Genomic DNA, 12,501 nt, shown 5'->3' with positions numbered 1-12,501 from the left:
GTGGGGCTTTTCCAGACAGCCGGGGCGAAGCTCGCCTACGAGGTCACCGGCGATGGTCCTACCTTCGTTCAGCTGCACGGACTGACCTCTTGCGCCTCCCGCGAACAGCGCGCCGGCCTGGACATGACGGTCAGCCTCGATGGCTGCCGAGTTCTGCGCTACGACGCCCGTGGACACGGATCCTCCACCGGACGTGCGGTGCCGGAGGACTATCTGTGGCCGCGGCTCGCCGAGGACCTGCTCGAGCTGCTCGACGAGCTCGCCCCCGGGGAGAAGGTCCACGCCGCGGGCCCCTCGATGGGTGCCGCGACGCTGCTCTATGCGGCGCTGCGCGATCCTGACCGCTTCGCCACGTTGACCCTGATGGTGCCGCCCACCGCCTGGGCCACCCGGGCCGGGCAGGCAGAGACCTACCAGAAGTCCGCCGAACTGATCGAGGACCACGGCATCGGTGCCTTCGTGCGCGTGGGGCGCCAGGTGCTGCCGCCGCCCGCCCTGGCGGACCGTCGGAAGGAGCGGGTGCCGGCGGTCAGCCAGGAGCTGCTGCCCTCGATCTTCCGCGGAGCCGGGGTGACTGATCTGCCCAGCCCGGATCAGGTCTGCGAGCTCGCGGTGCCCACGCTGATTCTGGCCTGGGTGGATGACTACGCACACCCGGTCTCCACGGCGGAGAAGCTGCACCAGCTGATTCCTGGTGCACAGCTGCAGATCGCCGAGACCCCGGAGGAGCTCGACACCTGGCCCCGCCGGGTGGCTCGCTTCATCGCCGCGCATCCCTGCTGAGGGCAGCTCGCCGGGGACGAGGATCGGATCGCCGGGAGACGCAGCAGGATCACGAGCGGTGAGCGCGTGATCCCCTTCCCTTGGCCGGTGTCCCGGCGACCCGATGTGCCTCCAGATCCTGCCGCGTGATGTCCTGCAGCGGAGCGCAGGGGCGCGGAGATCAGGATCTCCTCGGATGTTCCGAGGCCTCGGACACGTCGACCACGGTCACACCGGGAATCTCTTCCCGGCCCCGTGTCTGCGCTCCCGCCGCGCAGTGCGGCGCCGCGTGAATGCGCGCTGGGCGGGGCCCAGCCAATATTCACGTCCGAGGGACTTTCCACACTTTAGGTCCCGAGTCCAGCAGGGGCAATAGGACGGAATGCCCCTGCCTGTGGAGAAAATGTGGACTATGCGGCGTGTCTTGTGCACAACGTGTGCAGGAAGCTGTGGATAACGATCGAATAGCGGCGCCAAGTAGCCTCTGACCTGGAGTTATGATGCGACAGCCCTGTGTACTGCAGAATCTTGGTATCAGTTTTTCCACCATTGCGTCGCCTTGCTGTAACCGTGCCGTTAGGTGTATGGGCCCTGCGGCTGATGGTTTTCCACAAGTTCTCCACAACCTGGTGAGAACCTGACCTGAGCGACTCGGCTCCCGGCGGGTAGCGTAGAGAAACCAACACACGAGGAGCCACCCGGTGCACGAATCGATCAACACCTATCTGCGCGAGGTGCTCAAGGAATCCAGCGCCGATGTCAGCGGCAAGCTCGCCGCCTACATCCCGCGGCTGCGCGACGCCGATGAGAACCTGCAGGCGCTCGCTCTGGCGACCGCAGACGGACAGGAGTGCTCCGCCGGAGACGACGAGCACCTCTTCACCATCCAGTCGATCTCCAAACCCTTCGTGTATGCCCTCGCCCTGGATGACATCGGCCTGGACCGGGTCCGTGAGATGGTCGGGATGGAACCCTCCGGCGAGGCCTTCAACGAGCTCTCCCTGGAGGGGGGCACCGGTCGGCCGCTGAACCCGATGATCAACGCCGGCGCCATCGCCACCCATCACCTGGTCGACCACACCAGCCACGAGGAGCATCCCGGCGGCCGCCACAGCGATTCGCGCACCTCCGAGGTGCGCAGCCGGACCACGCGGATCCTCGACGGCATGTCGGCCTTCGCCGGACGCGCGCTCGAGATCGACTGGGACGCCGCCGAGGAGGAGTACTCCACCGCGTACCGCAACATGGCGATTGCCCACATGCTGAAGTCCCACGGCTCCCTGGAGACCGAACCCGATGAGGCCGTGCGCGGGTACATCGACCAGTGCTCCATCCTGGTCACCGTCAAGGACATCGCCAGGATGGCCGCCACGCTGGCGAACAACGGGGTCAACCCGGAGACCGGTCAGCGCGTGGTCTCAGCCGAGTCTGCCCGCACCACCTTGGGCATCATGGCGACCTGCGGCATGTACGACGCCTCCGGGCGCTGGCTGACCCAGGTCGGCATCCCGGCGAAGTCGGGCATCTCCGGCGGCATCATCGGGGTGCTTCCCGGCCAGGTCGGCATCGCTTCCTTCGCGCCCCGGCTCAACGAGGAAGGCAGCAGCGTCCAGGGGGTAGCGATGTTCCAGCATCTCTCCAATGAGCTCTCGCTGCACTTGATGAGCAACGAGCGGATCAATGTGATCGAGGAGTTGGAACGCCGCGGCTGACCCGGCCCCTGCGGTCCAGCGGTGCCCCAGCGCGGACAGCGCTGAGGACAGACGGACCTGAAGCTCTTAGTGCATGCTCAGGCGGCAGCGGCTGTGCCGCCGCCTGGGACGGGATCGCGCCCCTCGGCGCGGCGACGGGCCAGGACTGCGTGGGTAGGCGCCTCAGGGGTGCTCTGCGGGGCGCGCGCGGCCACCTCTCGGCGTAGGACCGGGACGACCTCCTCGCCCAAGAGGTCGATCTGCTCCAGCACGGTCTTCAGCGGCAGTCCGGCGTGATCGATGAGAAAGAGCTGGCGCTGGTAGTCCCCGGCGTATTCGCGGAAGCTCAGCGTGCGTTCGATGACCTGCTCGGGGGTGCCGACCGTGAGCGGGGTCTGCGCGCTGAAGTCCTCGAGCGAGGGTCCGTTGCCGTAGACCGGCGCCCGGTCGAAGTAGGGGCGGAACTCACGGATCGCGTCCTGCGAGTTCCTGCGCATGAAGACCTGACCGCCGAGGCCCACGATGGCCTGCTCGGCGGGTCCGTGGCCGTAGTGCTCGAAGCGGGAGCGGTAGAGGTCGATCATCCGCCCGGTGTGTTCCTTGTTCCAGAAGATGTTGTTGTGGAAGAACCCGTCGCCGTAATAGGCGGCCTGCTCCGCGATCTCAGGGGATCGGATGGAGCCGTGCCAGACGAAGGGCGGGATGTCATCCAGCGGACGCGGGGTGGAGGTGAATCCCTGCAGCGGGGTGCGGAAGCGCCCGGAGAAGTCGACCTCGGTCTCGCGCCAGAGCCGGTGCAGCAGCGCGTAGTTCTCCACAGCGAGCGGGATCCCCGTCCGGATATCCTTGCCGAACCAGGGGTAGACCGGACCGGTGTTCCCGCGCCCCAGGGTGAGATCAACCCGCCCCTGGGCCAGATGCTGGGCGAAGGCGTAGTCCTCCGCGATGCGCACCGGGTCGGTGGTGGTGATCAGCGTGGTCGCCGTGGAGAGCAGGATCCGGTGCGTCTGCGCCGCGAGGTAGGCCATGAGGATCGGCGGGTTGGCCGGTGCGACGAACGGGGGGTTGTGGTGCTGGCCGACGGCGAAGACGTCGAGTCCGACCTCTTCGGCCCGCTTCGCGATCGCGACCATCGACTGGATCCGCTCATGCTCGGTGGGCACCCGCCCGGTTGTCGGATCCGGCGTCATATCGCCGATGCTGAATATGCCGAACTGCATAGCTGCTCCCTGCGCCGTCACGGGTGACCCTGTCGATCCCGGCCACTGATTAAAATTTGAACTACACCAAGCATAACCGTGCCTGCGCTGGAGGCATTCCCCTGAGGGTCCGCCCGGGCGCAAGAAAGCCCCGGTCTCCGTGAGGAGTCCGAGGCTTTCTCAGGTCTCAGCCGCGGACGGCTGGGATGCTGCGTGCTGCTTACTTCGAGCCGACGACCTGAAGGTCGAGGGTCGCTGAGACATCAGCGTGCAGGCGGACAGTGGCCTTGTAGTTGCCGACTGCCTTGATGCGTGCGGGGATCTCGACGGTCCGCTTGTCGATGGAGCCCAGGCCGGAGGCCTCGACTGCATCGGCGATCTGTGCGGAACCGACGGTTCCGAACAGGCGACCGGAATCGCCGGTCTTCACGGTGATCTTCACGGGGGCAGACTGCAGCTTGGTGGCCACTGCCTGTGCTTCCTCGACCGTTGCGATCTCGCGAGCCTTGCGAGCGGAGCGCAGGCGCTCCACATCCTTTTCGCCGCCCTTGGTCCAGGCCATTGCGAAGCCACGCGGCAACAGATAGTTGCGTGCGTAGCCGTTTTTGACGTCGACCACATCTCCGGAGGCGCCGAGACCGGTCACTTCCTGAGTCAGGATGAGCTTTGCCATGGGTTGTTCCTTTCCTTCCCAGTCAGTCCTGGATCAGCCGCGGCCTGCGCCGGCGTACGGCAGCAGTGCGACTTCGCGAGCGTTCTTGATCGCCTGGGCGATCTTTCGCTGCTCCTGGACAGTCACGCCGGTCACCCGGCGTGCGCGGATCTTGCCTCGGTCGGAAATGAACTTCCGCAGAAGAGCGGTGTCCTTGTAGTCGATGACCGTGATGTCAGCAGCCTTCAGCGGGTTCGCCTTGGGCTTTGGCTTCTTGAGTTCAGCCTTTGCCATCGTGGTGCTCCTTTTCATTCTCGGAGCCCGCACCTGTGGGATGCGGGATGGTGAATAATGTGTGTGTTTTCAAGCCGCTGTTCGTCGGCTCGAGGAGCGCGTGGCGCTGCTCAGGCTCAGAACGGTGGCTCGTTGTTGTCAGGGGTGCCCCAGCTTCCGCCGCCGGAGGGCTGGCCGCCCCACGGGTCCTGCGGTGCGGAATCGTTGTTCCACCCGCCGCCGGAGGACTGGCCGCCGCCGGAGTTTCCTCCGCCGAAGCCGCCGCCGGAGGACTGGCCGCCGGCGTTGCCGCCGCCGAAACCGCCTCCGCCGCTCGGACGGCCGCCTTGGCCGCCGCTCGAGCGCTGGACGCTGGCAGTCGCGAAGCGCAGCGAGGGACCGATCTCATCGACGTCGAGCTCCCAGGAGGTGCGGTTCTCCCCCTCCTTGGTCTGGAACGACCGAGCCTTCAGGCGACCCTGCGCGATCACGCGGGTGCCCTTGGTGAGGGACTCGGCGGCGTTCTCTGCGGCTTCACGCCACAGGGAACAGCGGACGAAGAGCGTCTCTCCGTCCTTCCATTCGTTTGCTTGACGGTCGAAGAACCGCGGCGTAGACGCGATGGCAAAGTTCGAGACCGCTGCGCCCGAAGGGGTGAAGCGGAGCTCGGGATCTGCCGTCAGGTTGCCTACAACGGTGATGATGGTCTCGCCGGCCATGGAAATGCTCCTTGGTTGCTGGTTCGCCCTGACAGGTGGATAGACCACCTGGAGGATTAATCGATCTTCTGTTCCTCGGGGCGGGTGATCTTGGTGCGCATGATCGTCTCGTTCAGGCGCAGCAGTCGGTCGAGCTCGGCGGCGGCGTCAGGAGTCGAGTGGAAGTTGACGACGGCGTAGACCGCTTCCGTCTTCTTCTGGATCTCGTAAGCCAGGCGGCGACGGCCCCAGACATCGACGTTGTCCACGGTGCCGCCGTCCTTCTTGACGACCTCCATGTACTTGCCGAGAGTCGGTTCCACGGTGCGCTCGTCAACCTCGGGGTCGACGAGCACCATCAGTTCATAGTGACGCATTGTGTTAACCCACCTCCTTTGGCCTTGCGGTCACGGGATTTCCGTAACAGGAGGGTCTATCTGCATCTGCATCTGAGCCCGTCCATCTGCCCTCGGCATGAGGGCAGGCGGAAACCAGGTCAGACAACCTGCACAATGATACCGGCTTTGCGCGAGCGTGACGAACGAACCCGCTCAGCTGTTCAGCGAGGTGGTGAAGAAGCTCGCCACCGCGTCCCTGAGGTGAGCGAGGTCCTCGACTCCGCACATCTCGCGGGCGGAGTGCATCGAGAGCAGCGCGATCCCGACGTCGACGGTGCGGATCCCCAGTCGGGTGGCGGTGATCGGGCCGATGGTGGAGCCGCAGGGGAGGTCGTTGTTGGAGACGAACTCCTGGGTGGGCACCCCGGCGGCTCGGCAGACCTGGGCCCACATCGCCGCGCCCGGGGCGTCGGTGGTGTAGCGCTGGTTGGCGTTGATCTTCAGCAGCGGGCCGCCGTTGGGCAGCGGGCGGTTCGCCGGGTCGTGGCGTTCGGAGTAGTTCGGGTGCACGGCGTGCCCGGCATCGCTGGAGAGGTGCCAGGAGGCGGCCAGCGCCTGGGCGCGCTGGGTGGCGGTGGCGCCGGACTGGCCCGCCGCGCGGCCGAGGCCCTCGTAGATCCGTCCGAGCACCTCTTCCAGGAACGGTCCCGCGGCGCCGGAGCGCGAGGCCGAGCCCAGCTCCTCGTGGTCGAAGGCCGCGAGCATCGGGATGACCGCACCGGTCTCGGCGGCCTCGGCGGTCTGGATCAGGGCGCTGAGACCGGCGTGGACCGAGGAGAGGTTGTCCAGCCGGCTCGAGGCGAGGAACTCCGCCGCCGCGCCGAAGGTCGCCGGGGCCTGGGTGTCGGCGAGGACCACGTCGTAGCCGTCGACTTCGGCGGGATCAACCCCGGCAGAGGCGGCCAGCAGGGCAAGCACGTCGGCGGCGGCGGCCTGCTCGGCGGAGCCGGCGAGTCCCAGGATCGGGCTGGTGTGCGTCTGTTTGCCGAGCTTGAGCCCCTCGTTGACCTGGCGGTCCAGGTGGATGGCCAGTTGTGGGATCCGGGCCACGGGGCCGGTGGAGGCCAGGTGGGTGGCGCCGTCACGGGTGACCAGGCGTCCGGCGAGGCAAAGCTCCCGGTCCAGCCAGGAGTTCAGCAGCGGTCCGCCGTAGACCTCGACGCCGGCCTGCAGCCAGCCCTGACTGATCAGCGTGGACTTGGGCTTGAGCTTGAACCCGGGAGAATCGGTATGCGCGCCGAGGATCCGCAGCGGGGTGGTCGGGGCGGCTCCGGCCGGCACCACCCAGGCCAGCACGGCGCCGTCGCGGACCACCACGTAGCGCCCGGGAGCGGCGGGCCAGTCCTGGTGCTCACCTAGCTGCGTGAATCCGGCGCTGACCAGGCGCTGCGCCGCGACGTCCGCCGCGTGATAGGACGACGGCGAGGCAGTCACGTAGGCGGCCAGGTCTGCGATGAGCTCTTGTGCTGTCATGCCCGCCATCCTAATCAGCCCTCTGGCTCCACAGCCTCAGAGCGGTCCGAGGAGTCCGGTCTGGAACACGTAGACCACTGCCTGCACCCGGTCCCGCAGCTGCAGCTTGGTCAGGATTCGACGCACATGGGTCTTGACCGTGGCCTCGGAGAGGAAGAACCTCGCGGCGATCTCCGCGTTGGAGAGGCCCTCGGCCACGGCGAAGAGCATCTCGGTCTCGCGCTGGGTCAGCGGTTCGCGGGGGACTCCGTCATCCATCGCCTCGGCGATCATTCGACCGTCGGGCAGCGGTCGCGCTGCGCCGGCCTCCGCCGCAATGCCCGCATCTGAAACTCCGGCACCCGGTGGGGTGCCGTCGGCACCTCCGCGAGCGCCGCGAGCTTCCCCGGCGCCGCTCTGCGGGGCTGACGGCGCGGTCGGGGCCCCTCCGCGCAGGTAGACCTCCAGCAGCCGCTGGGTGATCCGCGGAGCCACCACGGCGTCGCCCTCTGCGACCACGCGCACGGCGTGGACCAGGTCCTCCGGGGTGACGTCCTTGAGCAGGAAGGCGCTCGCGCCGGCCTGGAGGCCGGAGAAGGCGTATTCGTCCAGGTCAAAAGTGGTCAGGATGATCACGCGGGTCTGCGGGAACTGCGCGACCACCTCCGTGGTGGCCTCGATGCCGTCCATCCGAGGCATCCGCACGTCCATGAGCACCACGTCGGGGCGCTGCGCCTCGGGCAGCGCGCCCAGCGTCTGAAGCGCCTCGATCCCGTCGGCGGCCTCGGCCACGACCTCCAGGTCGTCCTCACCCTCGAGGATCAGTCGGAAGCCCATGCGCAGCAGGTGCTGGTCATCGACCAGCATCACCTTCAGCGGGCCGCCGCGCGGCTGATCCCCGGGCGGAGCCGCCTCGGGGCGTGCGGGGCGTGCCGCGTCGTCATCGTGGTGGTTGTTCACCTGGTCATCCTTTCTGCGGCGGTTCCAGCACCGCGCGCACCATCCAGCCCCGGCGCGGTGCCGGGCCTGCGTAGACCGAACCGCTGTAGAAGCCGGCGCGCTCCTCCATGCCATGGATGCCCTGGCCGCTTCCCACCGATTCCCGGCGCTCCCCGGGGGTGGGGTGCACGCCGTCGTCGGTGATCGTGAGCACCACCTGTCCGGTGGCCGGCATCCCCAGCGCCGCCTGGTCCGCCGTGCTGAGCCCCTCCGCGCGCAGCCGTCGCGACTCCTTCAACGTAGGGCCGGGGCGGTGCTCGATCTGCACCGCCACCTCGGTGACCTGGCGTCCATAGCGCAGCACGTTGGTCAGCGACTCCTGGATGATTCGGTGGACCGTGAGCCCGAAGCCGGCGTCCTCGGGCATGGAGGGTCCGGTGAGGCTCACGGTCAGCGGCAGGCCCGCCTGGCGGAAGTTCTCATAGAGATCCTCCAGAGATTCTCCGATGGGGCGTCGGGCGGCACCGACATCTTCGCCCTCGCGCAGCACGCCGATGACCCGCCGCATGTCTCCCAGCGCGGTGCGGCCGGTGGCGGAGAGCTCCTCCAGGACCTCTCCGGCGCGGTGCGGGTCCTTGCGCGCCACGATCCGGGCGCCGTCGGCCAGCGAGATCATCACGGAGAGCGAGTGGGCGATCACATCGTGCATCTCGCGGGCGATCCGGTTGCGCTCGGCCACCTGCGCCAGCTGCTGGCTGCGCCGGGCCCACTCCAGGACCTCCTCCTCGTGACGGTGACCGCGCCGCACGGCGGCGCCGATGCCGGCAGAGATCCCGACGGTGAAGAACATCATCACCGCCAGGATGCTCAGGGATTCGAACTCGGTGAGCCCCATCGGGTCGTAGTAGTTCTCCATCCACCAGCTCGGGCCGTGCCGCTCCGACCAGATGTCGGTGCGCAGGAACGTCAGATAGCCCAGCACGCAGGCGGGCAGCCCCGTGATCAGCCCGATCAGCAGGCCGCACCGCAGCGCCACGGCATAGGCGGCAAAGCACAGACCCCACATCTGCACGCCCTGCCAGGGGTAGAAGAGCAGCAGCGCGGCCTCGGCGAGGGCCACCAGCACGAGCACGCTGAGCGGATGTGAGCGGCGGAAGCACAGCGCAGCGACGATGACGCCGTAGCCGATCAGCAGCCACAGCGCCCCGTTGCCCAGATCGTAGAACGCGTAGGGGTAGACCCACAGGGTCAGCAGCACATAGACGCCGATGACCACCGCGTTCATCGACTTCGGATGCCGGCGGAACCAGCCGCGCAGGCCGTGCCGCCGCGCGATGGCGAGGTCTTCGAAGCCGGGGGGCATCGCCTGCCCTGCGGATGCTTCGGAGAGCGCCTGGTTGATCACGGCATCGACTCTACCGAGCCCGTCGGCACGCGGCTCCCACTCAGGCCCAGCCCAGTGGACGAAGACCGAGGACCGGAGACCGGAGGGCGCGGCTCAGGCATCGCGGCGGGTGAACAGCAGCCATCCCGGGATCAGGACGACGCCGGCCCAGACCAGCAGCAGCGCACCGGCCAGGGGCACCGGCAGATCAGTGCCCATGGAGGCGGTCCCGCCGATGAACTGGCGCTGAAGCTGGAAGATCTCGAACCGTGCCAGCTCCTCGACCCACTGTGCGTAGCCCGTGATCGCCATCAACAGTCCCAGCGCGATCGGTCCGCTGAAGAGCAGCAGGCAGTAGGTGACCACCGCGCCGGCGGTGCTGCGCAGCAGCGCGCCGAGCCCGAAGCCGAGCGAGGCGGTGACGATCACCACCGCCCAGTTGCTCACGATCATCCACCAGAGCCCCGGATCCAGCAGCGGGGGGAGGATGTCGTAGAAGCCGGCCATCGGCAGCAGCACCAGGAAGCAGAGCACCACCAGGGCGGCCGTCAGCGCGGCGATGAAGCCGCAGACCGCGAGCAGCTTGGCGGCGAAGAACATGGTGCGGTTCGGCACGGCGGACAGCGAGGACCGGATCGAGCCGGAGGTGTGCTCGCCGGTGATCGCGACCGCCGCGAGCGCGCCCATGAGCAGGGTGACCAGGGTGAAGCTCGAGAAGACGTTCTCGAAGAGGGCAAGCCCGGTCAGCTGCGCCTCGGCCCCCTGCGGCGAGTTCTCGGCCAGCAGGTAGTGGGTGCTCAGCACGGTGGCGACCAGGGTGACGAGGATCAGTCCCAGCGCGGCGAGGCTCAGCCACCAGTTCAGCCGCAGGCTGGTCAGCTTCATCCATTCGGCGCGCAGCGCTCCGGAGATGCTCAGCTCCGCGGTGCCCAGCGCCGCAGCCGAGGCGGGGGTCGGAGCGATGCTGCCGGTGGCGGGGCTGGTGCTGCCCGGGGCGCGGGAGATGTTGGCGTTCATGCGAGTCCTCCGGAGCGGTGTTCGACGTAGTCCCCGGTCAGCTTGAGGTAGGAGTCCTCCAGGGAAGAGTGCAGCGGGGTCAGCTCATGGACCACCACGCCCAGCTCCAGGGCCCGGCGGCCGATGCTGCGAGGGTCGAGGCCGCGCACCTCGAAGGTCTCGGCGTCCCGACAGACCAGTGTGACGTCCGCGCCGGCGAGCGCGGCCATCAGCGTCGGTGAATCCTCGGTGCGGACCAGCACCCGGGTCTCCCCGGCGGCGTCGATGAAGTCGCCCAGCGGCTGATCAGCGATGATCCGGCCCTGCCCGAGCACGATGAGGTGATCGGCGGTCTGCGCCATCTCCGACATCAGATGTGAGGAGATGAACACCGTGCGGCCCTGCGCGGCGAGCCGGCGGACCAGCTGACGGACCCAGCGCACACCTTCGGGGTCGAGGCCGTTGATGGGTTCGTCGAAGATCAGCACCCCGGGGTCGCCCAGCATCGCCGCCGCGATCCCCAGCCGCTGACTCATCCCCAGGGAGTAGCCCTTGATCCGTCGGGAGGCCACCGAGCTGAGTCCGGTCATCTCGATGACCTCCTGGACCCGGGCCTTGGGAATGGCGTGGGTCGCGGCGAGGATGCGCAGCTGCTGCTCCCCGGTCCACCCCGGGTGGCTCGCGCGTGCGTCGAGCACCGCGCCGACCTCACGCAGCGGGGCGCGATGCTCCCTGAGGGGCCTGCCGTTGATGGTGATCTGCCCGGCGCTGGGGCGATCCAGCCCCATGGCCAGTCGCATGGTGGTGGACTTCCCGGCTCCGTTGGGCCCCAGGAAGCCGGTGACCCGGCCCGGCTCCAGCGCGAAGCTGATCCCGTCCACCGCGGTTCGGCTCCCGTAGGTCTTGCTCAGGCCGCTGGCTGTGATCATTCCTCCACGCTAGATCCGCCCGCTGCGGTGCGCATCACGCTGAAGGATGATCCTGTGCCGCTGGTTTCACGGGAAACGGCGTGGCCGCGTAGGTCCAGGCGCGCAGCGGAGCTTCCACCGGGCCGCGGGCGAAGAAGCGCAGCCACAGGTGTGAGATCCCCAGCTGCGTCAGCCAGAGCAGGACGACGACGGCGCCCACCTGGCTCGCACTGAGCTGGCCCGCCAGGCCCAGGCCCAGCGGGGCCCCCAGCGCGGAGAACAGCAGCGCCAGCGCCAGGGACTGGCCCAGATAGTTGCTCAGCGACATCCGCCCGGCCGGGGCCAGGATGCGCACCAGCCAGCCGAACCCACGATGGCGCAGGATCAGCAGCGCCGCGAGCACATAGCCGGTGGCCTGCACCGGTCCGGCCAGGAAGATCAGCCCCGCGCTGAGCGTCTCCGCCCCGAGTCTGCCCGTTTCTGCGCCCCAGACCATCCAGGCGGCGGTCACGCTGAGCGAGCCTCCCACGGCGAGGGCGGGAAGCATGATCGCGACGAGCCGCGTCGTCGGGATCTCTCCAGCGAGGATGCGTTCCATCATCTGGGCGCGTCCGAGAACCAGCCCGAGCAGGAACGCGGCGAAGGCCATCGGGCCCTGCACCAAGAGCATCGAGGGCGCCACCAGCGCATAGGCGCTGAGCTGGAACGCCAGGTAGCTGCCCAGTCCGCCGGTATAGTCCGCGCGCGCCTCATCGGCCGGGACGAGGAGTCCCGAGTTCGCCGCTGCGTCGCTGTCCATCATGGCCGGGTCCATCATTCCCGAGGACTCCATCGCCCAGGTCAGCGCCCCCAGGCCCAGGATCGCCAAAGCCACCGCAGCCCAGAGCCCGGCGGCGAGCAGCAGCGCGGTCCGGGTCCGGATCCTGCGCATTCCCAGCAGCGCGAAGCCCAGCACCGCGTAGGCGAGCAGGATGTCCCCGACGAAGAGGAAGATCCCGTGCAGGATCCCCAAGATCACCAGGCCGGTGAAGCGGCGCTGCGAACGGGCGACCTCGCTGACGCGCGCGCGATGCGCGGCGCTCCACTGCAGCACGAAGGAGAGCCCGAAGAGGAAGGAGAAGATCACATAGGACTTGCCCTCGAAGACTG

General features: G+C 68.2%; 13 protein-coding genes. 2 read left to right on the top strand and 11 right to left on the bottom strand.

Going from position 1 to position 12,501, the window contains the following annotated elements:
* Positions 1–783, top strand: a complete 783-nt coding sequence (locus ACHAA4_RS13540) for an alpha/beta fold hydrolase (RefSeq protein ID WP_435774703.1) — start codon at positions 1–3, stop codon at positions 781–783.
* A gap of 680 nt (positions 784–1,463) precedes the next feature.
* On the top strand, positions 1,464–2,474 hold the full coding sequence (gene glsA / locus ACHAA4_RS13535; RefSeq protein WP_435774702.1) for a glutaminase A: 1,011 nt from the start codon (positions 1,464–1,466) through the stop codon (positions 2,472–2,474).
* Between the two features lie 77 nt (positions 2,475–2,551).
* Here glsA and ACHAA4_RS13530 read toward each other — a convergent pair whose 3' ends face one another.
* The 11 genes from ACHAA4_RS13530 to ACHAA4_RS13480 form a co-directional block, all read right to left on the bottom strand.
* Positions 2,552–3,673 carry an LLM class flavin-dependent oxidoreductase gene (locus ACHAA4_RS13530; protein ID WP_435774701.1) on the bottom strand — a complete coding sequence of 374 codons (1,122 nt, stop codon included), beginning with the start codon at positions 3,671–3,673 and terminating at the stop codon, positions 2,552–2,554.
* A gap of 199 nt (positions 3,674–3,872) precedes the next feature.
* Entirely contained in the window at positions 3,873–4,325 is a 453-nt protein-coding gene (gene rplI / locus ACHAA4_RS13525; RefSeq protein ID WP_106122656.1) for a 50S ribosomal protein L9, read from the bottom strand.
* A gap of 33 nt (positions 4,326–4,358) precedes the next feature.
* Entirely contained in the window at positions 4,359–4,598 is a 240-nt protein-coding gene (gene rpsR, locus ACHAA4_RS13520; protein WP_036475751.1) for a 30S ribosomal protein S18, read from the bottom strand.
* Positions 4,599–4,714: 116 nt separating this feature from the next.
* Entirely contained in the window at positions 4,715–5,296 is a 582-nt protein-coding gene (locus ACHAA4_RS13515; protein WP_106122657.1) for a single-stranded DNA-binding protein, read from the bottom strand.
* Between the two features lie 56 nt (positions 5,297–5,352).
* A complete protein-coding gene (gene rpsF, locus ACHAA4_RS13510) occupies positions 5,353–5,652 on the bottom strand; it encodes a 30S ribosomal protein S6 (RefSeq protein WP_036475747.1) in 300 nt (99 codons plus the stop codon).
* A gap of 174 nt (positions 5,653–5,826) precedes the next feature.
* Entirely contained in the window at positions 5,827–7,146 is a 1,320-nt protein-coding gene (locus ACHAA4_RS13505) for a M18 family aminopeptidase (protein WP_435774700.1), read from the bottom strand.
* 36 nt (positions 7,147–7,182) lie between these two features.
* On the bottom strand, positions 7,183–7,992 hold the full coding sequence (locus ACHAA4_RS13500; protein WP_435774768.1) for a response regulator transcription factor: 810 nt from the start codon (positions 7,990–7,992) through the stop codon (positions 7,183–7,185).
* A 97-nt stretch (positions 7,993–8,089) separates the two neighbouring features.
* Complete coding sequence (locus tag ACHAA4_RS13495) at positions 8,090–9,469, bottom strand: sensor histidine kinase (RefSeq protein ID WP_435774699.1); 1,380 nt, start codon at positions 9,467–9,469, stop codon at positions 8,090–8,092.
* A gap of 93 nt (positions 9,470–9,562) precedes the next feature.
* Positions 9,563–10,465, bottom strand: coding sequence for a DUF2705 family protein (locus ACHAA4_RS13490; RefSeq protein WP_435774698.1), 903 nt, complete (start codon positions 10,463–10,465; stop codon positions 9,563–9,565).
* Positions 10,462–11,373 (bottom strand): ABC transporter ATP-binding protein, encoded by a 912-nt coding sequence (locus ACHAA4_RS13485; RefSeq protein ID WP_435774697.1) that lies wholly within the window; start codon positions 11,371–11,373, stop codon positions 10,462–10,464. The genes ACHAA4_RS13490 and ACHAA4_RS13485 overlap by 4 nt, the downstream gene beginning before the upstream one ends.
* Before the next feature lie 34 nt (positions 11,374–11,407).
* Positions 11,408–12,501 (bottom strand): DUF418 domain-containing protein (locus ACHAA4_RS13480; RefSeq protein ID WP_435774696.1); only part of this gene is annotated, 1,094 nt, incomplete at its 5' end.

Origin of the sequence: Nesterenkonia maliinae (assembly GCF_051262655.1) — a bacterium.
Classification (GTDB): Bacteria; Actinomycetota; Actinomycetes; order Actinomycetales; family Micrococcaceae; genus Nesterenkonia.
The sequence above is the reverse complement of the archived record's forward strand: the minus strand, read 5'-3'. Positions and strand labels throughout refer to the sequence as shown.